We start from the raw sequence: 26,604 nt of genomic DNA, 5'->3' as shown, positions 1-26,604 counted from the left end.
CGGGCTGGGGCAAGCGATACGCATGTGAATAGTCGTCATGTGTACGATTCGCCCATAAGTTGTGTCTTTGGCAAAAATCAATGGAGGATTTCGTGTATTTGGCGAATTCACGTTTCGTTGATACACTCAAACCCATGCCGCACTCGTATTTTTCTGCGGCTCAGCGCCCGCTTCATTTTTATGGGCGCGCTTCAAGACCAAGACCGGGGCACCTGTCCCCACTGCAAAGCCGGACCCGTCGCAATTACTGCGGCCCCGGACCAGTCGAATTGCGCAAAGGAGGCAACACATGACTGATGCACTTGATCTCAAAACCCTCAAATCCGACCTGGAAGACGCGGGCCAGCCGTGGGAAATGGACCCTGGCACCGATATGGCGTTGATGACCGAGGATGAACGCCGGGTCCGCCTGGGCTTTAATCCCCCGCCGGGCGCCATGACGCTGCAAGAGGCCGTCAAAGCGGACAAGGCTGCCCCGGCGGTGACCTCGGAGATAATCGCGTCCGAAAGCATTGGCGCGCCTGCGGCCTTTGACCACCGCAACGTGAGCGGCAAGAACTATACCACGGCGGTCAAGAACCAGGGCTCGTGCGGGTCCTGCGTGGCGCATGGCGTGGCAGCGGTGATGGAGACGACCTATCAACGCTCGGTCGCCAATCCGAACCTGAACCTCGATCTTTCCGAGGCGCATCTGTTCTACTGCCATGGCGGCGAGGAAGGGCGTAATTGTCAAAACGGCTGGTTCCCCGATCAGGCGCTGGACAAGGCCAAGCAAAAGGGCGTCACGCTGGAGTCGGTCTATCCCTATACCGGGACCCAACAGGCGTGTGCCGTTCCCGGCGGCTGGCAGAACAACATCGCCAAGGTCACCGGCAAGACCAAACTGACCGGGCGCGCGGCGATCAAGAACTGGATCGCGACCAAGGGGTCTGTCACCGGCTGTTTCATCGTCTATCAGGATTTCTTCAGCTACCGCTCGGGTGTCTATCGCCACGTGTCAGGCGGATCGGCGGGCGGGCATTGCGTGGAAATCATCGGTTACAACGATGCCCAGGGCTGCTGGATCTGCAAGAACAGCTGGGGTGCCAACTGGGGCGAAGGCGGGTTCTTTCGCATTGCCTATGGGCAGTGCCAGATCGACACTTGGTATGGGCCATACGGCGCCAATTCGGTCACGCTCAAGGCCTGGGCCAACAACCTCAAGGTCAATGGCCTGTGGGCCAATGACAGCGCGCGCAATGCCTGGGCGCATTTCCAGGGCACCGGATGGCGCAAGCTGGTCACCACCAGCGACGTGCAGCAGCAGGCGATGCTGTCGTGCCTTATCGGAGCCAAGTCGGGCAACCGCAATGTGCGCGCCCTGATCGACGGTAATCAGGTCAAGGAAGTCTATGTGACCTGATCGTGATTTTTCCATTCAAATCAAATGACTTTTTTCAGAAAGGACCATTCCAATGGCCAAACGCAAACCCCAAGACGCCCCCGGCGAGGTGCAGGACCTGGTGCGGGACGACAGCCAGGCCCAGCCTGCCGATGCCCCAACCATGGATGTCGCGGCCCTGCTGGGCGACACAATCGTCGAGCGGATCGACCGCCCCGCGATGACACCGCCCAACGACATCACGGTCGAGGCCGAAGCCGAAGGCATCACCGCCTGGCACAATGGCAAGAAAATCACCGCCACCTGGTGCAACGCCTCGAACCGCAACGCCTATGCGGCTATCCCGGGGCTGGGCTGGAAACGGCTGTCGAACGCGAATGACAGCACGTTCCTGTCTCTGACGATGCTGGCGTCGCATGCCGAACAGACCAATGCCACCGTGAATGTCGAGATTGGCACCGACAATGAAATCCATCAGATCTATGTCTGGTGATCTGATCTTGTCAGAACAGGACAGGGGCCGTGAGGTCCCTGTCTCTGCCGGTCAGGTGATCGAGCTGCGCTTGCCGGAAAACCCCACGACAGGAATGCGTTGGATGCTGGACAGCGAGGCTGGCGTCGACATTCTTGAGGACCGCAACGATCAGCCCCGCGCCAATGCACCCGGGGCCGCGTCCGAGCGGGTCATTCGTCTGCGGCTGCGCGGCGGCGATACCGACCTGACGCTGTCGCGCGGACAGGCCTGGGAGCCGGACGCACGCCCCGACGCCACGTTCAGCGTGACCCTCAAGGTCCGGTGAACCCCGCGCCGCCTTGAACACTGCCGCCCCCCGCGTCTATATGAGCGCGACAGAGGGGCAGATGAAGGGCGCATCACAATGGCAGGGCATTCCAAATGGGCGAATATTCAGCACCGTAAAGGGCGTCAGGACAAGCTGCGGGCCAAGCTGTTCTCGAAACTGTCCAAAGAGATCACGGTTGCCGCCAAGATGGGCGATCCCGATCCCGAAAAGAACCCGCGCCTGCGTCTTGCCGTGAAAGAGGCGCGCGGCCAGTCCATGCCCAAGGACAATATCGAGCGCGCGATCAAGAAGGCCTCCGGCGGCGAGGGGGACGATTACGAGGAAATCCGCTATGAGGGCTATGGGCCAGGCGGTGTCGCCGTCATCGTCGAGGCGATGACCGACAATCGCAATCGCACCGCCTCGAACGTCCGCTCCACCTTTACCAAAAGCGGCGGCAATCTGGGTGAGACGGGATCGGTCGCCTTCATGTTCGAGCGCAAGGGTGAGGTGGTGTATCCCGCCGACGCAGGCGATGCAGATACCGTTATGATGGCGGCGATCGAAGCCGGTGCGGAAGATGTCGAAAGCTCGGACGAGGGCCATACGATCTGGTGTGCGGATACCGATCTCAACGATGTTGCCACAGCGCTGGAGAGCGCGCTTGGCGAAAGCGAGGCGACACGCCTGGTGTGGAAGCCCACCACCACGACCGAGCTGGATCTGGAGGGTATGGAGAAGCTGATGCGTTTGATAGATGCGCTGGAAGACGATGACGACGTGCAGCGCGTGACCACCAATTTCGACGCCAGCGACGAGGTTATGGCCCAGCTCTGAGGCTGGGCGCTATCCTGTTTCAGCCGCTGATATAGGGCGCATTCTGCACCGTCTCGGGCCGGTAGAACACCTTTTGGTTATGCAGCCGTCCCAGCAGTACGTGGGTCGCGCTGATCGTGGCATCAAGGGCGGCCAGGGCTTCGGGATCCGGCGCCCCACCATCACCGCCCAGCAGCGCCAAGCGCTCCAGCGACAGGTCGGACTTACGTGCGCGCAACGCGTCCTCGATCAATTCGAGGTCCTGAACATCCAGATCAAACGAGGTGTTGTAGCGTGGCATGGGGCTGCTCCTATGGCTCACCAGAGTTTCCGATGGGAAACGCTCTGTTTGCGACACATAGCATCTCAATCCCGACAGTCTAGCCCTTTGCGCAATAATATTGCGCGGCCAATGCGAGGGATCTGTTGGATGCCTGATTCAGCGGCGCAATTGCTGTGCTTTCACGGCCATCCGCACCGGGGAAGGCCTCCGCGCGGCACTTTTTCCAAGCCTCATCATCCCGTCTCAGGGCTGCGCGGCGCCAGCCGCGCAGCCCCGGTCGCCGCGCCTTGCGCGGTGAAACCTCTCAACTGACCGGCTCAGCCTCGCGCCAGAGGCGAGCATCTGCGGCTTCCATCTGGTCGTTCGCGCGATCAAATCGCAGATAGGCGATCGCGCGCCCGCCGGACTGGGTATAGAGCACCCCGGCGGGTTTGCCATTTGCGGTGATCTGCGTGCCCACAGGCGCGGACCCGTCGATACGCACCTGTGCCAGACCCTTGCGCAGCTCGGTCTTGTGCTTCATCCGGGCGGTGACCTCTTGTCCGACATAGCAGCCTTTGCGGAAATCCACGCCGTTGAGCGCCTCGAACCGCGCTTCCAGGATGAACGTGTCAGGGGTCAGTTCGATGCCGGTTTCTGGGATCAGATGCGCCACACGGATCGCGTCCCAATCGCTGCCGTCATCGCTTTCGGGTGCGTCGCTATAGGCCCGCCAGCCCAAGGCTTTGTGCCGGGGATCTGTCAGCGCCCCTTCGGGGGCGGGCCCCGTTCCGCGCTGTAGGTTCAGCCCGGCCTCTTCGAGTGTCACATCGGCGCGCAGCTTATACATCGTCAAGCGCTTGATCAGCATATCCGCCAGGTCGGCGGCCACATCCAGCAAAATGGCGCCCTCCCGGCGGGACAGCAGAAAATCCGCCAGATACTTGCCTTGCGGCGTCAGCATCGCGGTATAGACCAGCCCCAGATCCAGTCCGCCCAGATCATTGGTGGTCAGCCCTTGCAGAAACGTCTCGGCATCAGCTCCTGTCAGCTTTAGTATGCGGCGGGTGGTCATGATCTGGCTCCCTTGTTATCTGCCCCTAGATATAGATGCCACGAACCGACGAAACAGGGGTCAATACGTATGCGCGCGCAGATCAGCATCATCATTCCCACGCTTAACGCCGCCGCATCGCTGCCAGCGACGCTTGAGGCGTTGATGGAAGGGCTGCATGCCGGTTTGATCCGCGAATTGATCATCTCCGACGGTGGCTCGACCGATGCCACGACACGCATCGCAGATGAGGCGGGCGCGCGCCTGATCGAGGGGTCTGCGTCGCGCGGCGGTCAATTGCGCCGTGCCTGTGCCGAGGCGCGGGGATCCTGGATTTTGGTCTTGCATGCAGATACGCGGCTTGAACCGGGATGGAGCACCGCACTGGCCGCACATCTCGATCACGGGCGGGGGGCTGCCTATTTCCGGCTCAGATTCCAGGCGGCGGGCTTGATGCCCGCGCTGGTGGCGGGCTGGGCCAATCTGCGCGCGGCGCTCTTTGGATTGCCATATGGGGATCAGGGATTGGTCCTCTCCTGCCGGGACTACACGCGCGCGGGCGGATTTGCGGATCAGCCTTTGATGGAGGATGTGGCGCTGATCCGGGCCTTGCGCCGCGCCGGAATTCCGTTGACGCGTCTGCCGGTCTGCGCAACGACCAGCGCAGAGCGGTATCAGCGCGCAGGCTGGCTGCGGCGCGGAGCACGCAACCTCTGGACGCTTGCCCAGTACTTCGCGGGGGTGAGCCCGGACCGGCTTGCCCAATCCTATCGCCGTTGACGCCTAGCCGAACAGCCGCTGACCCATGCGCCGAAACCAGCCGGGCTTGATCTCTCCGCGGATCGGGGTGGCGCCCGAAATCGCCTTGCGCCCGACCGGATCGATCACGGTCTTTCCCTCTCGGAATTGCAGCCGATAGAGATCCGCATAGGTCCCGCCGCGCTGCAGAAGCTCCTCATGGGTGCCGCTGTCCACGACCGCGCCCCGGTCCATCACGATGATTTTGTCGGCATTGCGCACGGTCGACAGACGATGCGCGATCACCAGGGTGGTGCGCCCCCCCGACAGCCGGTCGAGCGCTGTCTGCACCACCTGTTCGGACTGCGCATCCAGCGCACTGGTCGCCTCGTCCAGCAGCAAAATGGGCGTGTTGCGCAGCAGCGCGCGGGCGATCACCACACGCTGGCGCTGGCCGCCCGACAAGGCCGACCCGCGCGGCCCCACCTTCGTCTCAAGACCATCCTGCAGCTTGGGCAGGAAATCCGAGACATGGGCGGCATCCAACACCTCGCTCAGGCGCGCATCGCTCACATCGGTGCGGCCCAGCAGGATGTTCTCGCGCAGCGTTTCATCGAACAGCAGCGCCTCCTGAGTGACGACCGAGAAAAGATCGCGCAGATCCTCCAATGACATCTCGCGCGCTTCGACCCCGCCGATCTTGACCGATCCCTCCTGGGGATCGACCAGCCGGGTGAGCAGATTGAAAATCGTGGATTTGCCCGCCCCGGATGCCCCGACAAGGGCCGTGGTCTGGCCTGGCTCGGCGATCAGGTTCAGATCGCGCAGGACAGCGTCCTCGCCATAGCAGAAGGTGACACCGGAAATCTCTACCTTCGGCAGACCGGTGGGCGGCGCCACCGGATTTTCCGGAGAGGTCAGTCGGATCGGCGTGTCGATCAGCTCTTTGAGCCGTTCTATGGCGGCGGCGGCGGATTGCCAGTACCCCGACAGCGCACCCAGGCGCCGCATCGGATCGAAGGCCAGCCCCATCGCGGTGAAAAACGCCATGAACTGGCCGACGGTTTTTTCACCGGCGATGATCTCGGCCCCACCGAACAGAAGGACACACATGAACCCGATGCCGCCCATCAGATCGACCATGCCCGGAATGGCCGCGGTGCCAATTGCGGCACGGGTCTCGGAATGGATGAATTCTTCGGTACGCGCGCGGTACTGGCGCGATTGATAGCCCTCAAGTCGGTTCAGCTTGACGGGCACGATGCCATGAAACACCTCGTCGAGGCGGGTCGCCAGCTTGGCCCCCAAATCGCGTGCGGAGCGGGCTTTCTTGCGGACATAGCGTTGCGCGCCAAACGCGGGGGCGAGCATCAGCGGCGTGCCGATACAGGCAATCGCGGCCCAACGCCAATCGATACTGATTGCGACACCCATCAGCACAATCAATGAGATCGTATCGCGCCCCGCGCCGGTGATCAGCATGCGCCAGACGAAATTCACCGCATCCACATCCGCCTGGACCCGCTGGATCAGGAACCCCGGCGGATGGGATTGATGAAAGGCACCGTCCTGCTTGATCAGATGATCCAGCAGACTCAGCCGCAGATCGGCCGCCGTCAGCAGCGCAATCCGGGTCAGGATCACTTTCTGGATCACGCCCGAGATCGCGCGGATCACGAAGATCGCCAGAATGACCATCGCCACAATCCCGAGCGCGTCGGTATTGCGTTCGACAAACACGTTGTCGAACATCGGTTGCATCATGTAGCTGATCGCGCCCAGTGTGGATCCCTCGATGACCATAAACACCAGCGCAACACCCAAAAGCCGCATATGCTTGTGCAGATAGGACCGCCACAACCAGGCCAGCAGAACACTGGATTTGGCGGGGACCGTTTCGGCAAAGGGCGAATGGGACGCGGTGTCCGTTGGCATCAAGGCTCCGGCGGATTTCTTGATCATCGTTGCAGCGGTGTAGTGCGGCGGGCCCGCCTGCGCAAGCGTGTCGTCACGATAGGGTATGCGTGGCCGTCGGCCCGGATTGACGCGGCAGGCACGCAGGATAGTGTGCCGTCCCAAGACCATCGGAAGGCCCCAGAGAGATGAGTATAAACATGACAGCCCCCAGCGGACGCGCCTATCTGGCGATCCCCGGCCCATCGGTCATTCCCGATGCGGTCTTGCAGGCCATGCATCGCGCCGCACCCAACATATATGACGGTGAGCTGGTCGAGATGATGCCCGCGCTGGTGGCCGATCTGAAATACGTGGCGCGGACCGATCATCAGGTCGCGATCTATATCGGCAATGGACATGCGGCATGGGAGGCCGCTCTGGCCAATACAGTGACACCGGGCGATCGGGTGCTGGTGCCTGCCACGGGACGGTTCGCGCATGGCTGGGCTGATATGGCCGAAGGGGTAGGCGCCACCGCGGAAATCCTCGACTTCGGCAAACAATCGCCTTGGGATATGGAGCGTGTCGCCGCCGCCCTGCGTGCAGATACCGGGCACCGGATCAAGGCGGTGCTCGCGGTACATGTGGACACGTCGACCTCGATCCTGAACGATGTGCCCGCGATGCGGGCGCTTCTTGATGAGCTTGGTCATCCCGCGCTCTTGATGGCAGATTGCATCGCGTCGCTTGGCTGTGACCGGTTCGAGATGGATCGCTGGGGTGTCGATGTGATGGTCACGGGATGCCAGAAGGGGCTGATGGTTCCGCCGGGCGTCGCGTTTGTTTACTTCAATGATCGGGCAGAGGCGGTGCGCCAGTCGCTGCCACGTGTCAGCCGCTATTGGGACTGGGCGCCGCGTGCCAAGCCCGACCTTTTCTTTCACTATTTCGGTGGAACCGCGCCGACCCATCATCTCTATGGGCTGCGCACAGCGCTCGACATGATCAAAGCCGAAGGGATTGAGGCGATCTGGGCCCGCCACGACCGGCTGGCGCGCGCGATCTGGGCGGCCTGCGATAGCTGGGCGGCCGAGGGCCCGCTGAGATTGAATGTCGCCGATCCGGCGCACCGGTCCCGCGCGGTCACATCGCTCAGCCTTGATCCGCCGCAAGGCACGGCGCTGCGCGAATGGGTTGAGGGGCACCTTGGACTGACCCTGGGGATCGGTCTGGGAATGGCCGAGCCTGGCGACTATGCCTCACACGGGCATTTTCGCTTTGGCCATATGGGCCACGTGAACGGGCAGATGATTATGGGCCTGCTCGGCGGGGTCGAGGCCGGGCTGACCGCGCTTGAGATCCCGCACGGGCATGGCGCGCTTGAGGCCGCTGCCGCCGTTCTGGCCGACATGCACCCTTAGATATGCACCCTTAGACGTCGTGGCCCCTGGGGCGGGACAGGCGGATACGGGCAAAAGCGGGCGTAATGCCGCGCCGTTCCGCCACCCGCTCGGCAAAGTGGTTGACCATGAGGGCAAGCAGGATGACGGGGACAAAACCCCAAAGCATCCAGACGACAAAAAAGACCCACATCAAATTGATGCCCATCATGGTGATGGCGGCGTTGGTGTAATCCGGCGCGCGTCCGATCTGGTGATCATCCATAGCTGAGTACTCCTGTCTAGCCCGCGACAGTATAACGCACCATAGATGAATGTCAGGTAAATTGCCCGCGATCCTCTTGCTCAGCGGGTCCTCGCCTCGGTCAGCGCCTCGGGCAGAGCAGCTGCAAACGCGTCCAGATCGGCCGGGGTGCCACAGCTTACGCGGATGCATCTGTTCTGGGGCGCGGCAAAGGGCATGCGCACGAAAATACCGCGCGCCACCAGCCCGTCCAGCACCGCTTTGGCATAGGCACCGTCGCGGCCGCAATCTATGGCGACGAAGTTGGTGGCAGACGGCAGCGGCGTGAGCCCATGTTCCAGCGCAATCTGGCCGATCCGGTTGCGCGAGTCCGCAATCAGGTCTCTGACATGCGCCAGCCAGGTGTCATCGGCCAGCGCCGCGAGTGCTCCGGCCTGGGCCGCCCGGTTCATGCCGAAATGGTTGCGGATCTTGTGAAAGGCGTCGATCAGATCGGGCGCTCCCAGCGCATAGCCGACCCGCGCGCCCGCCATGCCGTACACCTTGGAGAACGTGCGCATCCGGATCACGCGCGGGTCGTCAGCCGCGACCTTGGCAGCCGTCCCCTCCGGCGCGCATTCCACATAAGCCTCGTCCAGCACCAGCAGACAGCCCGTCGGCAAATACTCCAGCGCCTCGACAATGGCCCGACCGCTGTGCCAGCTACCCATCGGATTGTCGGGATTGGCGAGGTAGACCAGTTTGGCACCCGCCTCGGCGGCCTTGGCAAAAAGCGCCTTGGGGTCTTCGTAGTCGTCGCGATAGGGTACTTTATGCAGCACGCCCCCAAAACCCGCGACATGATAGTTGAACGTCGGATAGGCCCCGTCAGAGGTCACGACCGCATCGCCGGGTTCCACGATCAGCCGTGCGAGATAGCCCAGCAAACCGTCGATCCCTTCGCCCACCATAACGTTTTCGGGCGCGACGCGGTGTTTCGCGGCAAGCGCATGGCGCAGATCATAGCTTTCCGGATCGCCGTATTTCCAGATATCTGCTGATGCGGCTTGCATGGCGCGGATCGCCTCTGGCGATGGGCCAAAGACATTCTCATTCGCGCCGATGCGCGCGGCGAAGGGGGAACCGCCCAGGCGCTCCTGCGCCTCGGGGCCGACAAAGGGCACGGTGGAGGGCAGGGTTTGGGCGAGCCGGGTGTAACGGGGATGCGTGGTCATGGCCGTGAGATAATCCAAAGCGGTGGTGTGCTGCAAGGCTTGCCAGCGGGGCAGAGACTGGGGCAGGTTGAGCGGGCGGAGGGACACAGATCATGATGCGGCTTTTGTTGGCGGTTCTAGGCCTTTGGGCGGCCTATCTGATCTTCTGGCCGGTGCCGGTGGAGCCGGTGGCCGCGAACCTGCCGGAGCCTCCCGGAGCAGAAGGGCCCTTCGCCACAAACAGCGCGCTGGCCGGGGCAAGCTTTGTTCCGCTGCCCCAGGGTGCGGTGGGACCGGAAGATCTGGCTTTAATGCCCGGTGGCGTGATCTATACCGCTGATCTGGCGGGAACGCTTTACCGTATCGACGGGGCCGCGCCCGAGCCCGTTGCCCAGCTTGAAGGGCGGCCTCTGGGCCTGGATGCCGGGCCGGACGGGCGGCTTTACATCGCCGACAGCTTTCGCGGGATTTTCGCCTGGTCGCCGGAAAGCGGCGCAGAGCCGATCGCGACAGAGATTGACGGCGGGCCCATTCTCTATGCCAATCAACTGGATGTGGCGCGTGACGGGACGGTGTTCTTTTCAAACTCAACTGACCGGTTTGACCCCGAAACCATGGGCGGTACGCGGCCAACCTCGGTCCTGACGATCTGGGAACAATCCGCCACCGGCTATGTCGGACGGATCGATCCGGACGGCACAGTGACCAGGATCGCCGACGGGTTTGTCTATACCAACGGTGTCGCGCTGTCCCCGGATGAGGATTTCCTGCTGATCGCTGAGACAGGGCGCGCACGCATTCACCGTCTGTGGTTGAGCGGAGCGCGCGCGGGAGAGCAGGAGATCCTCCTCGACAACCTGCCGGGCTATCCCGACAATATCGAGGCGATGGGCGATGGCACGTTCTGGATCGCCTTTGCCAGCCCGCGTGTGCCGGCAGAGGTGCTGATGCCTTATCCGTTTCTGCGCAAGGTCATCTGGCGGCTGGGACCGATGGTCCGACCGGCACCGATTGAGCAGGGGCACATGATCGAGATCGACATGCAGGGCCGTGTGCTGCGATCCTTGCAGGATCCGGACGGACGGCTGGGGATTACCACGGGTGGCCGTGTGGTGGGGGATCTGTTTTACGTCATGACCCTCGACAGCGCTGGCTTTGGCCGGATGCCAGTCGCGGGCTTGCCGCCACGCAAGTAACCTCACGTCGCGCTGGTTTTTGCGCTGGTGATGCGTTGAGATAGGCCGATACGCAAGGGAGGTGCCTATGGCCCGTGTTTCGGTAAGCTATGACGCGCATATCGCCCGGGTCACCTTGACCCGCGCCGACAAGATGAACGCTGTCGATGACGAGATGGTGCATGCCATTATCAATGCGGGGCAGGAGGTCGCGGCCTCTGACGCGCGCGCAGTGGTTTTGTCGGGTGAAGGCAAGGGCTTCTGCGCGGGGCTTGATGTTATGAGCTTTGGTGCGATGGCCGGTCAGGATCCGCAGGAACTCATCCTGCCGCGCAGTCACGGCGATACCAATCGCTGGCAGGAGGTGGCACTGGTCTGGCGCCGCGTTCCGGTGCCGGTGATCGCCGCTCTGCACGGGGTGTGCTATGGCGCGGGGTTTCAATTGGCGGTCGGGGCCGATATCCGCATCGCATCACCTGAAACCAAGCTGGCGGTGATGGAGATGAAATGGGGCCTGATCCCCGATATGGGCGGCATGGTCCTGTTGCCGCAATTGGCGCGCTCGGACGTGATCCGGCAACTGACCTATACCGCCCGACCGATCCCGGCCGCACAGGCCGAGGCCTGGGGGCTGGTGACCTCGCTGGCCGACGATCCGCTGGCCGCGGCACTGGATCTGGCGACAGAGATTGCAGGCAAGAGCCCAAGCGCGGTACGCGCGGCCAAGCGATTGATTGAGCTTGCCGAAAACGGGGATCGCGAAGACGTCTTGATGGCCGAAAGCCGGGAACAGGCCAATCTTGTGGGCAAACCCGACCAGATGGAAGTGATTGCCGCGCAGATGCAGAACCGGGCCCCAGTGTTCAAGTGAGCGCTGGCAGAATTTGACTCAAATTCTGGCAAATTTTTAGATCAAAAATTTGCTGGCCGGTGACTGGGGATCGTGCCCAGAATGGGGCCATCCGGCTCAGCGGTAAAACGCGCGCCTGGCGTCTCGTGAGAGATTACAGCGCATCTCCCGTTCTGCAATGCGGGCCATCGCCGCAGCGTTTTCATCTGGGCCCGTCAGCGTGCCATAGACTTGCCGCGCGGCGGTCTGTTTTTCTTTGAGATCAAACTCTTCGGGCCGCACACCGGCCTCGGCCATGATACGATGGCCGCCCGCAAGACCTGGATCAATCAGCGCATCGCCGCTCCGCTCGGGCAGGGGTTTGCCCTCGCCCGCAAGACCCGAAAGCCTGCCTTCCGACAGCGCCTTGTGGATTTGCCGTTCGGTAAGCCGATGCCATTGCCATGCCAGTGTGCCAGCCTAGCACAACGCGCCCCAATCCGCGATCAAGATCAGCCAAGCTCTGCCAATCGCTTCAAGGCATCCTTGATCTTGGTTTCTTCTTCTTCGCGCGCGGCAAGATTGGCCCGGGTCTCTTCGACCACGTCCTCTGGTGCGCTTTGCACGAATTTCGGGTTGTTCAACCGGCCGCGCAGCCCGCCAAGTTCTTTCATCAGCTTGCCATGCGTCTTTTCCAGTCGCGCCTTCTCTTCCCCGATGTCGATGACATCGGCAAGCGGGAGGCCGAAGCGGGCGCCGCCCACGGCAATCGTAATCGTTCCCTTGGGAAAATCCGGAGCAGCGGTCAGCGTATCAATGCGTGCCAGCCGCTTGATCAGAACATCGTTGCGATCCCAGGCCGCCTGTTTCGCGCTGTCAATCTCGGCCACCAACATGGGCACGTAGACGCCCGCAGGCACATGCATTTGTGCGCGCGCCGACCGCACAGCCTCGATCAAGCCGATGACCCAGTTCATTTCATGATCGGCATTCTGGTCCACCAGATCGGCGGGCAGGTAGTCGGGCCAGTCCGCATGGATCAGCATCTTGGCGCGCCGACCGGAGAGCGCCCAAAGCTCCTCGGTGATAAAGGGCATGATTGGGTGCAGCAGGACCAGACACTGATCGAGGACCCATTTCATGGTCTCGCGGGTCTCTGTCCGCGCGGCGGCATCGTCGCCTTGCAAGAGCGGTTTTGAGAACTCAACGAACCAATCGCAGACCTTGCCCCAGACAAACGCGTAAAGTGTATTGGCCGCGTCATTGAACCGATAGTGCTCCAGCGCTTCATCCACCTCGGCCCGAGCCTTGGCAGTTTCACCGATGATCCATTTGTTCAGTGTCTGGGCCGACTGTGGAATGCTATCCGCGGTGACGTCAAAGACCCCGTTCATCTCGGCGAAGCGCGCGAAGTTCCACAGCTTTGTTCCGAAATTCCGATAGCCTGCAATGCGCTGCGTCGAAAGCTTGAGGTCGCGCCCCATCGCCGCCATGGCCGTCAGTGTGAACCGCACCGCATCGGCGCCGTAGTCATCGATCAGTTCAAGCGGGTCGAGCACATTGCCCAGCGATTTGGACATCTTCTTGCCCTTCTCGTCGCGCACCAGCGCGTGGACATAGACCGTATCAAAGGGCTTTTGCCCGACCACCGCGTACTGCATCATCATCATCCGGGCGACCCAGAAGAAGATGATGTCAAAGCCGGTCACCAAGGTACTGCTTGGGAAGTACTTTTTCATCTCGGGTGTTTCTTCAGGCCAACCCAGCGTGCCAATCGGCCAAAGTCCGGACGAGAACCAGGTATCCAGAACGTCCGTATCGCGCCAGATCGGAATGGTTGCCGTCTCGTCGATGCCTTCCCGCCCCGAAAGCTGAGCGGCCCGACTGAGCGGATCGGGGCTGCCCAAATGGGCTTGGTCCGCGGTGCGCACGAACTGGATGCGCGCGGGGTCGTCGGCACCGTAATAGGCGGCGGCCTGCGCACGCGCGTCATCCTGGCTGACGGCGGTGAAATGCATCAGGTTGCCCGGCGTGTAGTCCAGCGTCTGCTTGCCGTTCACTGTATCGATACGCGGACCATACCAGACCGGAATACGGTGCCCCCACCACAGCTGGCGCGAAATGCACCAGGGCTCGATATTCTCCAGCCAGTGGAAATAGACCTTGGCATCCCTCTCGGGCAGGATCTTGGTGTCGCCGTTGCGCACGGCATCGATGGCGGGCTGGACGATCTGCGCGGTGTCGACGAACCACTGATCGGTAAGCATCGGCTCGATCACCACCTTGGAGCGGTCGCCGAAGGGCTGCATGACCGGCTTGCTCTCAACCAGGGCTATGGTGGGCGGGGCGGCCTCGTTTTTGTCAGCCTTGGGATTGGGCACCATCACCGCAAGCCCCTCGGCGGTGACATCCGCCACGACCCTTTTGCGCGCCTCGAACCGGTCGAGCCCGCGATACGCGTCGGGCACCAGGTTGATGATGTCGATCTCGGCCTCCGACAGCTGGGCTCCGTCAATGATCGACTGCGCGATGGCCGCTGCTTCGGCATAGGGGGCGCCATCGGCGCGCATGGCGGCCTTGGTATCCATCAGCCTGTAACAGGGGATCGCGTTGCGTTTGGCCACGCTATAGTCGTTGAAGTCATGCGCACCGGTGATCTTGACCGCGCCCGATCCGAAATCGGGATCGGGATACTCGTCAGTGATAATCGGGATCAGGCGGCGATGCTCTTTCGGACCTACCGGAATTTCACATAGTTTTCCGATGATTGGCGCGTATCGTTCATCGGATGGATGAACCGCAACGGCGCCGTCGCCGAGCATGGTCTCGGGTCGCGTCGTGGCGATGGAGATATAGTCGCGCTGTTCTTCCAGCACGACCGTTCCATCGGCGTCTTTCTCGACATAGGTATAGGTTTCGCCCCCCGCAAGCGGGTACTTGAAATGCCACATATGCCCGGCGGTTTCGATGTTTTCGACCTCAAGATCCGAGATTGCGGTCTCGAAATGCGGATCCCAATTGACCAGCCGCTTGCCGCGATAGATCACCCCCTTGTCGTGCAGATCGACAAAGACCTTGATCACCGCATCGTGGAAATCTGGGCCCTGACCCTTGTTCGGGTCGCCCGGCGCGCCGCCCATCGTAAAGGCTTCGCGCGACCAATCGCAGGACGCACCCAGCCGCTTGAGTTGCCCGATGATGGTGCCGCGCGACTTGACCTTCTGCTGCCAGACGCGGTCGATAAAGGCTTCACGCCCCATCTCGGTGCGTGAAGGTTCCTGGTTGGCAGCCATCTCACGCTCGGTCACCATCTGGGTGGCGATGCCCGCATGATCGGTCCCCGGCTGCCAAAGCGTGTCGAACCCACGCATGCGGTGCCAGCGGATCAGGATGTCTTGGAGCGTGTTGTTGAACGCATGTCCCATATGCAGTGAGCCCGTGACGTTGGGCGGAGGGATCATGATGCAAAAGGTCTCGGCTCGGGATGCATTGGCGCCCGCTTTGAAACATCCGGCCTCGTCCCAGGCCTGATACAGACGGCTTTCGGCCTCGGCCGCGTCGAAGGTCTTGTCCATCGTCATCTGAGTGGATCCCTTTTATCTTGGCCGTTCATCTAGCGAAGGATGAGCCCAAGGGAAAGAGAGGGCCGGGGATTTCTTGTACCCTGCGATGGGTGCGGGGATCGGGGTCTGGTCAAATCCTCGGCCTGGGTCGCGGCTGGCTTGGCCTGCGCTGTTAGACGGCTGGACATTGGCGCCGCCAGGGCTAGTGTCGCGCACGAAAGCAAATGCGAGGGCGGTCATGGAAAAGTTCGGAAAAAGTCAGCCGGTGAAACGCGTTGAAGATGTGCGGTTCCTGACCGGGGCCGGGCGCTATGTGGACGATATCGCGCCCCAAGATGCGCTGCATGCCTATTTCCTGCGCAGCCCCGTGGCTCATGGTGAGATCGCCGAGTTGGACGTTGAGGATGCGCGCGGGGCGGATGGCGTGCATCTGGTGGTGACCTGCGCCGATTTGGAGGCGGCAGGTATCGACATCGCCATGGGCGGCACGGTCGTCAAGAACCGCGACGGCAGCAATGGCGCGGCCCCGCTGCGTCCGATGCTGGCCAAGGACCGGGTGCGGTTCGTGGGCGAGGCGGTTGTGATGATCGTGGCCGACAGCCTCGGCCAGGCACGCGATGCGGCCGAGTTGATCCTCTTCGACACCAATGAGTTACCGGCGAAAGTTGATGTCGCGCCGGGGGGTGAGACGATCCATGCCGAGGCGCCCGAAAACCGCGCCTTTGATTGGGGTCTGGGCGATGAGGCGGCAACCGAGGCGGCCTTTGCCGCTGCTGCGCGCACCGTCTCGCTGGAGGTCGGCGACAATCGGGTTATCGTCAATTCGATGGAGCCGCGTGGCTGCTGGGCCCAGATGGAAGACGGTCGGCTGCACCTGTCGTATAATGGTCAGGGCGTCTGGGGCATGAAGGATCGCCTGTCCAAGGCCTTTGGGCTGGAGGCGGGGGCCGTGCGCGTCACAACCCCGGATGTCGGCGGTGGGTTCGGAATGAAGGCGATGGCCTATCCCGAGTATTATGCCGTGGCCCATGCCGCCCGCGCGCTTGACCGTCCGGTGCGCTGGATGTCGGACCGGTCCGAGGCGATGCTGAGCGACAATGGCGGGCGCGATCTGGTGTCGGTGGCCGAGCTTGCCTTTGACGAGACCAACAAGATCACAGCGTATCGCGTGAAAACCCGGTGCAATCTGGGGGCTTACAACTCGCAATTCGGCCAGCCGATCCAGACCCAGCTTTTCAGCCGTGTGTTGATGGGGGTCTATGATGTGCAGACCACCTGGCTTCAGGTGGAGGGGTATTATACCAACACCGTTCAGGTCGATGCCTATCGGGGGGCGGGGCGGCCCGAGGCGATCTATGTGCTCGAACGGGTGATGGACCGGGCCGCGCGCGAGCTGGGCGTGGACCCGTGGGAGCTGCGGCGGCGTAACTTCATCGCGCCGGACAAGTTCCCCTATAAGACCGCCACGGGAGAGACCTATGACGTGGGCGATTTCAACAAGGTGCTTTCGCGCGCCGGTGTTGAGGCCGATCAGACCGGCTATGGCGCGCGGGTCCAGGCGGATGCGACGCGTGGATTGCTGCGCGGGCAGGGGCTTTGTTACTATATCGAAAGTATTTTGGGCGATCCTTCGGAAGGGGCCAAGGTGGCCTTTAACGAGGATGGCACGGTGACAATCTTTGTCGGCACGCAATCGAACGGTCAGGGGCACGAAACCGTCTATGGCCAGTTTCTGTCCGATCATACCGGCATACCGGCCGAACGCATTACCGTTGTTCAGGGCGACAGTGACCTGATCAAGCAGGGTGGCGGCACCGGGGGGTCGCGCTCTGTCACGGTGCAGAACAATGCGACGCTGGCCACCGTCTCCACGATGATCGACGCGTTCACCCCCTATCTGGCCGACAAGATGGGGGTCGAGGCGGCAGAGATCCGGTTTGACGATGAGACGTTCCGCGCGCCGGGATCGAACCTGACCCCGACCTTTGTCGAGGCGGCAGAGATGGCGCGGGCAGACGGCCGTCACGATCTTTTGACCCATGAGGCCCGCGCCAAGCTGGATGCGCGCAGCTTTCCCAATGGTGCCCATGTGGCGGAGGTTGTGATTGATCCGGAAACCGGTGTGGTGACCGTCGATCGCTATACGGTTGTCGATGATTTCGGTAACCTTATCAATCCGATGCTCGCCGAAGGTCAAGTGCATGGCGGCGTCGCCCAGGGGATTGGGCAGGCGATCACCGAACATGTGGTTTACGATGAGGATGGCCAATTGCTCACCGCATCGTTCATGGACTATGCCTTGCCGCGCGCCGATGACGTACCCATGATTGGGTTCACGTCCGAGCCGGTGCCGTCCACCGCCAATGTCATGGGCATGAAAGGCTGCGGGGAGGCGGGCACGGTTGGTGCGCTGGCCGCTGTCGCCAACGCGGTTCAGGACGCGCTTTGGGATCGTGGGGTGCGGCAGGCGGACATGCCTTTCACCCCGCTGAAAGTTTGGGAACTCTTACAGGATGACGCTATCGCGGCTGAGTGAACGGATTTTTGGGTGGCTGGGGGGCCGGTTCGCCTCCCGCCATTCCAAAGCTGTGCCGATGCGCGGGCCGCAGGCCCATGTGATCATCCTCGATGGCACGCTCTCGACGCTGGAGCCAGGGCACGAAACCCATGCCGGCATGACCTATCGATTATGCCAGGAGATGGGGCCCAAGGTCTCGGTCTATTACGAGGCCGGGGTGCAATGGCCCGGATGGCGGTCCACCCTCGACGTGATGATGGGGCGCGGGATCAACCGTCAGATCCGGCGCGCTTATGGCTATCTTGCGTCCCGCTACCGGCCAGGCGACACGATTTTTCTCATCGGGTATTCGCGTGGGGCCTATGCGGTGCGGTCGCTGGCAGGCGTGATCGACCAGGTTGGCCTTCTGCGCGCCGAACATGCGACAGAACGCAACATCCGCACCGCTTACCGGCATTACCAATGCACGCCGCAAAGCCCGGCCGCCCAAGTTTTCGAGGAACGGTTCTGTTATGACCAAACCCCGATCGAGATGGTGGGCGTCTGGGATACGGTCGCGGCGCTGGGTCTGCGGCTGCCGATCCTGTGGCGCCATGCTGAGGCGCGTCACGGGTTTCACAATCACCAGCTTGGCGACAGTATCCGCCATGGTTTTCACGCGCTGGCGTTGGATGAAACTCGCGAGGTCTATACGCCGGTCATGTGGACCTGTCCCGACGGATGGCCGGGTCGGCGTGTGGAACAGGTCTGGTTTGCCGGCACCCATGGGGATGTGGGGGGGCAACTGGCCGGGTTCGAGGCGGCGCGCCCGCTGGCCAATATTTCGCTTGTCTGGATGCTTGATAAGGCGCAGGCCTGTGGTCTGCCCCTGCCTGTGGGGTGGTCGGCACGGTTTTACTGCGACGTCGATGCGCCATCGGTCAGTACCTGGCGGGGCTGGGGCAAGATCTTCCTGCTCCGGCGCCGCCGCTTGGTCGGACAAGACCGCTCCGAGCGGCTGCATGATACGGCGTTGAACCGCCCCGAACTCGGCGCGTTTGTCGGAACCCCGAGACAGTCGTCCCCCGCGCCCTAGGGGTCGGGCGTGTTCGTCTGCTGCCCCAGACATGCAGTTTTCTTGATATCAATGTGTTAACGCAAGCTTTGCCTTCGTCGTCCATATGTGCCGACGCCCCGAGCCTATCGGGATGTATCCTCTTTCGGATGGGCTGTGTTGTCTGCCCGATACGCGACCCTAACCGGATCGTTGCGCACTGTCGCGAGGGGCGATTGGGACCATTGGATATAGCGTGCGCACTGCGCTACGCTGTTGAGACGAGAATCCCGCCGAACCGGCAGCGCAGGATGAACGCGGTCGGACGCCGGGTGTTCATGAGATGACCCGAGCCCTGGCAGGGCACGAGTGCGTGATGCACGCAAGAGGACGGGCCCAGGTGTTCGCAGCTTCGCCGCGCATCGGTCGGTGCCCGCGCGGTCTCAAGATCCGCGGGCCGCGGTCAGCCGATTTTCATGATGATGCAGGTGGTGGTGCCTGTGGCGTAAAGCTTGCCGTTTTCGACGCCTCGGATCTCTCCGTGGGCGACGCCGGTGGACCGGCCCGAGTGGTCGACCACCCCTTCGCAATCAATCTGCATCCCCAACGGGATCGGGCGGATGATGCTGATCTTGTATTCCAGCGTGGTGTAGATTGATCCGCGCGGCACCTTGGTCATCACCGCGCAGGCCATCGCGCTGTCCAGAAGGGTGCCGTACCAGCCGCCATGCACGGTGCCCATGGGATTGGTCACGTCGAAGGCAGGGGCGCCGCGAAAGACCGCGCGCCCGTCCTCGACCGCGTGCAGGGTATAGCCCATGGTTTGGGCGATGGGCGGGCCGGGCAGGCGCCCTTCCAGAATGCCGGTCATGAATTCCAGGCCCGAGAGCGACAGAACTTCATCCTGGCTCAGGAGATCAGACGGCGAATGGGCGATGGTCATGGAGAGCCTCCGGTCATAGGTGACGCAAAGGCTATCAGCGCGTCGCGCGCCCGCAATCGTTACGCGACGTTCTCAAGCCGGACCTTGGGTTGAACCCCCAGCGCGTGGCAGACATCGCGGGTCAGCTCGGGCCGGTTGAGCGTATAGAAATGCAGCGCCTCGACCCCGCCATCGATCAGATCACTGCACAGCTCGGCGCAGATCGCCGTGGCCAGCAGATCCTCGCGCCCGTCCCGGGTGGCCTTTTCAAAGGCATCTTCGATCCATTTGGGAATGGCCGTGCCGCAGCGCTTGGCAAAGCGGCGCGCACCTGCCCAGTTCTCGATCGGCAGGATGCCGGGCGTGATCGGCGCGTCGATGCCCGCCTTGACGCAGGCGTCGCGGAACCGGAAGAAGCTTTCGGCCTCGAAAAAGAACTGGGTCAGGGCTTCGTCAGCGCCGGCGTCGATCTTGGCCTTGAGCCAGTCGATATCGGCCTGGGCGCTGGCGGCTTCGGGGTGGATGTCGGGATAGGCACCCACGCGAATGTTAAAGCAGCCCATATCGGCCAGCGCGCCGATCAACTCGCAGGCATCGGCAAAGCCGTCGGGATGCGGGGTGAAATGCCCTTCGCCCTTCGGCGGGTCGCCGCGCAGGGCCACGATGTCGCGCACGCCCGCCTCGGCGAAATCCCGGGCGATTTGCAGTGTCTCGGCGCGTGACGCGTTCACACAGGTCAGATGCGCGGCAACCTGCAGGCCGGAGGACTTGTGCAGCGTTGCCACCGCATCGCGGGTCAGATCGCGGGTCGTGCCGCCTGCACCATAGGTGACGGACACAAACCGCGGCTCCAGCGGCGCCAGTGTCTGTACCGTATCCCACAGCCGAAAGGATGCCTCCAGCGATTGCGGTGGGAAGAATTCAAACGACACAGAGGGGACAGGCATCGGCGCGACCTTTCTTGAGTTTCGCTCTTGTCGCATGTGCAGCATTGTGAGACAATTTCATAATCCTCAACAACAACATGAGCAGGGCAACAGTTGCACATCGAATTCCGCCATTTGCGTACGATCAAGGCCATTCATCAGGCGGGTGGTTTGGCCCGGGCGGCGGATCAGTTGCACATCACCCAATCGGCGCTGAGCCATCAGATCAAAGGGTTGGAGGATCAGGCGGGTGTCGAGCTCTTTGTGCGCCGATCCAAGCCGATGAAGCTGTCGGCGGCGGGTTTGCGCCTTTTGCGGCTGGCCGATCAGATCCTGCCGCAGATCGAGGCACTTCAGGAGGAGTTCTCAAATCTCAGGGACGGGCATGCGGGGCGGATGCATATCGCCATCGAATGCCACGCCTGTTTTGAATGGTTGTTTCCGGTTCTCGAAGCGTTTCGCAAGACCTGGTCGGATGTGGATGTGGATATTCGGCCCGGCCTCGCCTTTGATGCGCTGCCTGCGCTGCAAAAAGAGCAGGTCGATCTTGTCGTCTCCTCCGATCCCGAGGACCTGCCTGGCGTCGAGTTCATCAAACTGTTTGATTATGCACCCGTTTTCGTGGCCGCCGCACAGCACCCGCTGGCCGCAAAACCGTTTGTCGAGGCAGCGGATTTCCGGGGCGAAACGCTGATCACCTATCCGGTGGAACGATCCCGTCTGGATGTCTTCAGCCAGGTGCTGATCCCGGCCAAGGTGGAACCGGCGGCGATCCGGCAGGTGGAACTGACGGCGGTCATCTTGCTGTTGGTCGCGTCGAACCGGGGGGTTTCGGTGTTACCCGACTGGGTGGTGCGCGAGGTCAAGTACAGTTCGGACTATGTCACCCGGCCGCTGACAGAGACGGGGGTCACCCGAACGCTTTATGCGGCCGTGCGCAGCGATGATTGCGAAAAGCCGTTCGTGAAGGAGTTGATCACACTGGCCCGCGTCGAAGCAGAACGCCTGCAAAACGCCTGATGTGATCCAATTGAGCGCGCAAGCGCGCGTTCCATTGTGATTTTTTGCCTGCGGCGGCACCGGTTTTCCGTGCCCATCCAGAAAGAGGAGCGCGGCGGGGGTGGGGGCCTTGGCAACCGATGCCGTGGCGCGTATACGCGCGGCCTGATGACAAGGAGCCAGGGCAATGGTCGGCAGCGCAAATCTCAACATCATGATCAAGGCGGCGCGCAAGGCAGGACGGGCGCTGTCGAAGGATTTCCGCGAGGTCGAGAACCTTCAGGTGTCGGTCAAGGGCGCCGGGGATTTCGTGTCCAAAGCCGATTTGCGCGCTGAAGAGATCCTGAAGGAAGACCTGCTTGGCGTGCGTCCGACCTATGGCTGGCTGGCCGAGGAAGGGGAGGAGATCCCCGGCACCGATCCCACCCGACGCTGGATCGTCGATCCACTGGACGGGACAACGAACTTCCTGCACGGGCTGCCGCATTGGGCAGTTTCCATCGGGTTGGAACACAAGGGCCAGATCGTGGCCGGTGTGATCTATGATCCCAGCAAGGATGAGCTGTTTCTAGCGGAAAAGGGGCAGGGCGCCTGGATGAATGAGACGCGGCTGCGCGTGTCGGGCCGTTCCAAGATGATCGAAAGTATCTTTGCCACGGGAGTGCCGTTTGGCGGGCGGTCCGATCTGCCTGAGACCCTGCAGGATCTGGCGCGGCTGATGCCGGTCTGTGCGGGTGTCCGGCGCTGGGGCTCGGCCGCGCTCGATCTGGCCTATGTTGCCGCGGGCCGGTATGATGGGTTCTGGGAACGGCGGCTGCACCCCTGGGATCTGGCGGCGGGCCTGGTCATCGTGCGCGAGGCCGGGGGGCTGGTTCAGCCCTTGGATCCGGCGGGCGATATCGTTGAGGATGGCGAGGTTATCGCGGCAAACGAGCCGCTTTTTGACGGATTCGCCAAGATCATCCGCGGTTGAACCAGATTCTCATTTCCGAATTTTTGGGATCCGGCTTTCTGCAAATCGGTATGTCGCATCCGGATGCGGCGGTCGCCCCTCCGTACGGTTCCAATGCTGGGGTCCGCCGCGCCTCAGCCAGAGCGGGACAGTGCCGACAAAGCCCGCGATGAACCCTCCTGCATGGGCCCAATAGGCCACGCCGCCCTCTGCACCGCTGCTGGCAATCCCGCCCAGAAACTGCATGCCGAACCACAGCGCCAGCATGATCCATGCAGGGATTGGCAGGATGCGAAAAAATACCAGAAAGATAATCAGAATATCGACCTTTGCCTTTGGAAAAAGCAGCAGATACCCCCCCATCACACCGGCGATCGCGCCAGAGGCGCCGATGGTCGGAACACTGGAAAACGGGTCTGTCACCACTTGCAACATCCCCGCCGCAAGCCCGGTCAGCACGTAAAAGACGAAGAAGGGCAGGTGGCCCATCTCGTCCTCCATATTGTCCCCAAAAATATAAAGAAACAGCATGTTTCCCGCCAGGTGCAACAGACCGGCATGCAGGAACATCGACGTAAAGAGCGTGTGCAGTTCCCGCCCCGCGCTGACCTCATAGGGTACGATGGCCCAGGCCGCATACAGCTCAAACAGCGCGCGCTGATCCGCCTGAAGCGGCAGATAGCTTAGAAAAATCAGGATGTTGAGCGCCATCAACCCATAGGTGACATATGGCGTGCGGCCAGACGGGTTGTGATCGCGGATCGGAAACATGACCGACAAGCTGGCGTTGCCGCCGGTCCGGGTCAAGGGGCGGCCTACCAGATTAGGCCTTGACCCAGGACAATCTTGCGCCAGCCTAGACCCATGATACGCAATAGGATGATATCTGGGATCGGAGTGATCCTGCTGGCGGCCCCCGGCTGGGCCCAGACCTGCCCTGCCGCGCCCGATCACCGCGCCGCGTTGGGTGCTTTGACCGACCAGATACAGCGCTCGGACACGGAAATGGAGGCGCGCGGCCTGTCCAACCGGATGTGGGAGTTGTGGACCCAGGCCCCCGATGAGGCCGCGCAGGCCCTGCTGGATCGGGGCATGCGGGCGCGTTCAACCTATGATTTTCTGGGTGCGCTGGAGGCGTTTGACCGGCTGGTGCGATATTGCCCCGATTATGCCGAAGGATACAATCAGCGCGCCTTTGTGCATTATCTCAGCCAGAATTTCGACGCCGCACTGACCGATCTTGAACTCACACTCGAGCGGTCGCCGCGCCATACCGGCGCGCTGTCCGGCAAGGCGCTATCGTTGTACGCGCTGGGTCGGATTGAGGAGGCGCGCGATGTTCTGGCGCAGGCCTTGGCGCTGAATCCCTGGTTGCCCGAACGCAGCTTGGCCGCGCCCGGTGGGCCGCTTGCACCGTTGGGTGACGATATCTAGGCCGGTCCCGATCCGCCCCCATCGGTTGCTATGACCGCGCGCCGCCGAACAAAGAGGCAGCGCGGCCAAAATCGGATCCTGTGGTCGGTGATGCGCATTGTTTTCGGATGTTTTCGGCGGTAGGACAGCGATGCGGTGGGAGCTTTGGATGGCGGAACGGCCGCGCGCATGGAATGGCTGAGCTGATTGACTTGAAACCCTCTTTGTTTGCAAAAAGGGGGCGCGGTATGTCGGGGGAGAGTTTTCGACGCGGTTTCAGCGAGATCGCCGAAAGGAGGGCAAGGAGGAACGGAAGACGCGCGAAACGGATGCCAAACCCGAGCTTACGCAGGACGATCAGCTGAATGGTTGTGGTCCCGACAGCATGTGTGAGGCAAATTTCGCTAGATACGCGGACGTGGTGGAATCGGTAGACACAAGAGACTTAAGCCATGTTTTGAGTGCCTCGGGGGAAACTCCGGGAGTAGAACTGCTCAAATTCGGGGAAAGCTAACGGCCCATATGACAGCCTATGCCAATCCCGAGCCAAGCTGCTCCAGGGCAGAAGGTGTAGAGACTAGACGGGCAGCACCTAAAACCGGGCGACCGGTGATGGTGAAGGGATAGTCCAGACCACAAACGGCGTATGCGCGCCGGCGGCGAAAGCCGTAGCAGGTAAGAAAATCTCTCGATCGTATGATCGTGCGGGTTCGAGTCCCGCCGTCCGCACCAAAACAAAGCTTGGGGTCTGTCACGCCCCTTAAGGCTTTGAATGGAAACGCTATTTCCGGGGTTCTAGCACCCTCGAAACGGTCGTATCGGATGCGGTCTGCGAAGGCTAGTTTGAGGACCAATCTACGCAGGGTGATGTTGCCCGAGGCCCATATTTTAAAGGGGTTTGCGAGGAAGATGAGGACGGGTTCTAGTTTTTCTTCGAAGCTGCCCTTGGGTTTGGCCATTTCGGCCAGTTCCTGAGTACGTTTGGTCTTTTCGCGCTCGAGCATATCGATCTTGTCTTCGTAGCGGGCGATGACAGACGCCTTGCTGACAGACGTGATCGTGTCGAGCAGACGGTCGATGTCTTTGTCGAGTGCTGCGATCTTGCGTTTTCCAATGCGTAAAACGTCCTTCGCCTGATCTTCTTTGGCGTTCCAGATATGGCGGAACATGGCCGTCGCGGCGGCCATGAGGCCCTCAGACGGCTGAAGTGACTTAATGAGCTCACCGACGTCACCTTCGATCTTGTCGCGCTTGATCGATTTTCCGTAGTGAACGCATTTTTTCGTTTGGCAAAGGTAGTAATGATAATTTCCACCATTGCCTTTGGTGATGGAAGACCGCAGAGGCACGTTACAGCCCGCGCAGACGACGACGCCGCGCAAAGCGAAGGCATCCCCTATGTTCTTGCGCTTGGAAGCCTTGGCGGTGCCGTTGCGGCGGTCCTGGACCTTGTCGAAGACGTCCAGCGACACGAGCGGTTGATGCTCGGCTTTGAGCGAGTTGAGATCATAGACCTCAGAGCAGATGTGCCCGGTATAGACGGGCTGTGTGAGGATATCCGTCACGCGCTGCTGCGTGATCTTACCTTTGCGCTTGTTCAACAGGTCAGGGAAACCCTCAAGAAAGCGTTTCACCTCTGCCTGGGTTTCAAAGCGGCCCGACGCGTATCCCTCAAAGGCTTGCCTGATGATCCCGGCAGCGGGCTCTTCGAGCACAAGCACTTTGCCGCGACCTTTGATCGTCTCATACCGATATCCGATGGACGCATTGTGAATCCAATATCCGTTTTCCATGCGAGCCCGCATTCTCTGTGCGACTTGCCGACCGTTCTGTCTACGCTCAAGCGCACCCTGTGCGGTGAAGAGGGTCTCGAGGAATTCGCTTTCCGGGCTGTCTTCCAGTCTGAAGTTAAGACACTCGACGAGGACGTTTCGTTCACGGAACGCATCGCGCAAATCCAAGAAAGCACGCGTATCCCGGCTCGCACGCTTGAGATCATCGAAGATGTCGACGAACTGCTCACTCGGTTGGGTATCGATAAAGCTTAGAAACGCCACCATACCAGGGCGCTGCATGTAGCTGCCTGCCCCGGTAAAGGTGTCGGGGAAGACGGCCGCCACGTCATAGCCTTTGGATTCGGCATGCTGGCGGCAGCGCTTTCTTGGGACTCGAGTCGGTGGCCTTCGTTTTCCTGCCCCTTGGACGACACCCGACAGTAGATAAGGGCTTTGATCGTGCTCATACCTCCTCCTCTTCGGCATGGCGCTCGTTATTCTCAGAGTTTGCCACAGCAGCCTGCAGGGCAGCGGTGAGATCAAGAACTTGTCCACTGGTTTCTTGGGCGGCGAGATCATCCGGGCCGAGAACATCGTACTTGGCATCTGCAAAGGGCTTTGTTGCACAAATCGGGGCATGCCTGCACTTCCCCTTTCCCCGGACGGATTTAGCCTACGACCTCAGCAATAGGTATGCCAAGAACTGTGTATTTGTTGAGAACGGCAACACGGA

General features: G+C 61.7%; 24 protein-coding genes. 13 read left to right on the top strand and 11 right to left on the bottom strand.

Annotated features, from left to right (window positions below; all coding sequences use genetic code 11):
* Window positions 1-289 precede the first annotated feature (289 nt).
* From HEP69_RS12725 to HEP69_RS12710, 4 genes are all read left to right on the top strand, one after another.
* Entirely contained in the window at window positions 290-1,402 is a 1,113-nt protein-coding gene (locus tag HEP69_RS12725) for a C1 family peptidase (protein ID WP_290558915.1), read from the top strand.
* A 52-nt stretch (window positions 1,403-1,454) separates the two neighbouring features.
* Entirely contained in the window at window positions 1,455-1,874 is a 420-nt protein-coding gene (locus HEP69_RS12720; RefSeq protein ID WP_290558914.1) for a hypothetical protein, read from the top strand.
* Window positions 1,864-2,181 carry a protease inhibitor I42 family protein gene (locus HEP69_RS12715; protein WP_290558913.1) on the top strand — a complete coding sequence of 106 codons (318 nt, stop codon included), beginning with the start codon at window positions 1,864-1,866 and terminating at the stop codon, window positions 2,179-2,181. The genes HEP69_RS12720 and HEP69_RS12715 overlap by 11 nt, the downstream gene beginning before the upstream one ends.
* Window positions 2,182-2,259: 78 nt before the next feature.
* Entirely contained in the window at window positions 2,260-3,000 is a 741-nt protein-coding gene (locus HEP69_RS12710; RefSeq protein WP_290558912.1) for a YebC/PmpR family DNA-binding transcriptional regulator, read from the top strand.
* A 19-nt stretch (window positions 3,001-3,019) separates the two neighbouring features.
* Here HEP69_RS12710 and HEP69_RS12705 read toward each other — a convergent pair whose 3' ends face one another.
* On the bottom strand, window positions 3,020-3,280 hold the full coding sequence (locus HEP69_RS12705) for a hypothetical protein (RefSeq protein ID WP_290558911.1): 261 nt from the start codon (window positions 3,278-3,280) through the stop codon (window positions 3,020-3,022).
* A 286-nt stretch (window positions 3,281-3,566) separates the two neighbouring features.
* The gene (locus HEP69_RS12700) at window positions 3,567-4,316 is read right to left on the bottom strand and encodes a folate-binding protein (protein WP_290558910.1); all 750 of its coding nucleotides are present in this window, start codon (window positions 4,314-4,316) and stop codon (window positions 3,567-3,569) included.
* Window positions 4,317-4,385: 69 nt separating this feature from the next.
* Here HEP69_RS12700 and HEP69_RS12695 point away from each other — a divergent pair, with 69 nt between their 5' ends.
* The gene (locus HEP69_RS12695; protein ID WP_290558909.1) at window positions 4,386-5,075 is read left to right on the top strand and encodes a TIGR04283 family arsenosugar biosynthesis glycosyltransferase; all 690 of its coding nucleotides are present in this window, start codon (window positions 4,386-4,388) and stop codon (window positions 5,073-5,075) included.
* Window positions 5,076-5,078: 3 nt separating this feature from the next.
* Here HEP69_RS12695 and HEP69_RS12690 read toward each other — a convergent pair whose 3' ends face one another.
* Window positions 5,079-6,866: an ABC transporter ATP-binding protein gene (locus HEP69_RS12690; protein WP_290558992.1), complete on the bottom strand. Its 1,788-nt coding sequence runs from the start codon at window positions 6,864-6,866 to the stop codon at window positions 5,079-5,081.
* A 281-nt stretch (window positions 6,867-7,147) separates the two neighbouring features.
* Here HEP69_RS12690 and HEP69_RS12685 point away from each other — a divergent pair, with 281 nt between their 5' ends.
* Complete coding sequence (locus HEP69_RS12685; protein WP_290558908.1) at window positions 7,148-8,350, top strand: aminotransferase class V-fold PLP-dependent enzyme; 1,203 nt, start codon at window positions 7,148-7,150, stop codon at window positions 8,348-8,350.
* A 10-nt stretch (window positions 8,351-8,360) separates the two neighbouring features.
* On the opposite strand, the gene HEP69_RS12680 is transcribed toward HEP69_RS12685, so the two are convergent.
* On the bottom strand, window positions 8,361-8,594 hold the full coding sequence (locus HEP69_RS12680; RefSeq protein WP_290558907.1) for a hypothetical protein: 234 nt from the start codon (window positions 8,592-8,594) through the stop codon (window positions 8,361-8,363).
* A gap of 80 nt (window positions 8,595-8,674) precedes the next feature.
* A complete protein-coding gene (locus HEP69_RS12675) occupies window positions 8,675-9,787 on the bottom strand; it encodes a pyridoxal phosphate-dependent aminotransferase (protein WP_290558906.1) in 1,113 nt (370 codons plus the stop codon).
* A 92-nt stretch (window positions 9,788-9,879) separates the two neighbouring features.
* Between HEP69_RS12675 and HEP69_RS12670 the strand changes: the two genes are divergently transcribed.
* Both HEP69_RS12670 and HEP69_RS12665 read left to right on the top strand, forming a co-directional pair.
* The gene (locus HEP69_RS12670) at window positions 9,880-10,962 is read left to right on the top strand and encodes an SMP-30/gluconolactonase/LRE family protein (RefSeq protein ID WP_290558905.1); all 1,083 of its coding nucleotides are present in this window, start codon (window positions 9,880-9,882) and stop codon (window positions 10,960-10,962) included.
* 67 nt (window positions 10,963-11,029) lie between these two features.
* Window positions 11,030-11,812 (top strand): crotonase/enoyl-CoA hydratase family protein, encoded by a 783-nt coding sequence (locus HEP69_RS12665; protein ID WP_290558904.1) that lies wholly within the window; start codon window positions 11,030-11,032, stop codon window positions 11,810-11,812.
* Between the two features lie 96 nt (window positions 11,813-11,908).
* Here HEP69_RS12665 and HEP69_RS12660 read toward each other — a convergent pair whose 3' ends face one another.
* Both HEP69_RS12660 and HEP69_RS12655 read right to left on the bottom strand, forming a co-directional pair.
* Window positions 11,909-12,205: a DnaJ family domain-containing protein gene (locus HEP69_RS12660; RefSeq protein ID WP_366111412.1), complete on the bottom strand. Its 297-nt coding sequence runs from the start codon at window positions 12,203-12,205 to the stop codon at window positions 11,909-11,911.
* Window positions 12,206-12,282: 77 nt separating this feature from the next.
* Window positions 12,283-15,351, bottom strand: coding sequence for a valine--tRNA ligase (locus tag HEP69_RS12655; RefSeq protein WP_290558903.1), 3,069 nt, complete (start codon window positions 15,349-15,351; stop codon window positions 12,283-12,285).
* Window positions 15,352-15,571: 220 nt separating this feature from the next.
* Between HEP69_RS12655 and HEP69_RS12650 the strand changes: the two genes are divergently transcribed.
* Window positions 15,572-17,869, top strand: coding sequence for a xanthine dehydrogenase family protein molybdopterin-binding subunit (locus HEP69_RS12650; protein ID WP_290558902.1), 2,298 nt, complete (start codon window positions 15,572-15,574; stop codon window positions 17,867-17,869).
* Entirely contained in the window at window positions 17,847-18,926 is a 1,080-nt protein-coding gene (locus HEP69_RS12645; protein ID WP_290558901.1) for a DUF2235 domain-containing protein, read from the top strand. Before HEP69_RS12650 ends, HEP69_RS12645 begins: the two co-directional genes overlap by 23 nt.
* A gap of 421 nt (window positions 18,927-19,347) precedes the next feature.
* Here HEP69_RS12645 and HEP69_RS12640 read toward each other — a convergent pair whose 3' ends face one another.
* Window positions 19,348-19,827, bottom strand: coding sequence for a PaaI family thioesterase (locus tag HEP69_RS12640; RefSeq protein ID WP_290558900.1), 480 nt, complete (start codon window positions 19,825-19,827; stop codon window positions 19,348-19,350).
* A 59-nt stretch (window positions 19,828-19,886) separates the two neighbouring features.
* The gene (gene metF, locus HEP69_RS12635; RefSeq protein WP_290558899.1) at window positions 19,887-20,753 is read right to left on the bottom strand and encodes a methylenetetrahydrofolate reductase [NAD(P)H]; all 867 of its coding nucleotides are present in this window, start codon (window positions 20,751-20,753) and stop codon (window positions 19,887-19,889) included.
* A 93-nt stretch (window positions 20,754-20,846) separates the two neighbouring features.
* On the opposite strand from metF, the gene HEP69_RS12630 reads away from it, so the two are divergent.
* Window positions 20,847-21,752 (top strand): LysR family transcriptional regulator, encoded by a 906-nt coding sequence (locus HEP69_RS12630; RefSeq protein ID WP_290558898.1) that lies wholly within the window; start codon window positions 20,847-20,849, stop codon window positions 21,750-21,752.
* Between the two features lie 166 nt (window positions 21,753-21,918).
* The gene (locus HEP69_RS12625; RefSeq protein WP_290558897.1) at window positions 21,919-22,704 is read left to right on the top strand and encodes an inositol monophosphatase family protein; all 786 of its coding nucleotides are present in this window, start codon (window positions 21,919-21,921) and stop codon (window positions 22,702-22,704) included.
* Window positions 22,705-22,713: 9 nt separating this feature from the next.
* On the opposite strand, the gene HEP69_RS12620 is transcribed toward HEP69_RS12625, so the two are convergent.
* Entirely contained in the window at window positions 22,714-23,454 is a 741-nt protein-coding gene (locus HEP69_RS12620) for a rhomboid family intramembrane serine protease (protein ID WP_290558990.1), read from the bottom strand.
* A 108-nt stretch (window positions 23,455-23,562) separates the two neighbouring features.
* Between HEP69_RS12620 and HEP69_RS12615 the strand changes: the two genes are divergently transcribed.
* Window positions 23,563-24,117 (top strand): tetratricopeptide repeat protein, encoded by a 555-nt coding sequence (locus HEP69_RS12615; protein WP_290558896.1) that lies wholly within the window; start codon window positions 23,563-23,565, stop codon window positions 24,115-24,117.
* A gap of 509 nt (window positions 24,118-24,626) precedes the next feature.
* Here the strand turns inward: HEP69_RS12615 and HEP69_RS12610 are convergent.
* Window positions 24,627-26,510 (bottom strand): recombinase family protein, encoded by a 1,884-nt coding sequence (locus HEP69_RS12610; RefSeq protein WP_290558895.1) that lies wholly within the window; start codon window positions 26,508-26,510, stop codon window positions 24,627-24,629.
* Between the last annotated feature and the right edge of the window lie 94 nt (window positions 26,511-26,604).

It is taken from the genome of Aestuariivita sp., assembly GCF_021404545.1.
Classification (GTDB): domain Bacteria; phylum Pseudomonadota; class Alphaproteobacteria; order Rhodobacterales; family Rhodobacteraceae; genus Aestuariivita.
This window is presented reverse-complemented; position numbering and strand designations above follow the sequence as displayed.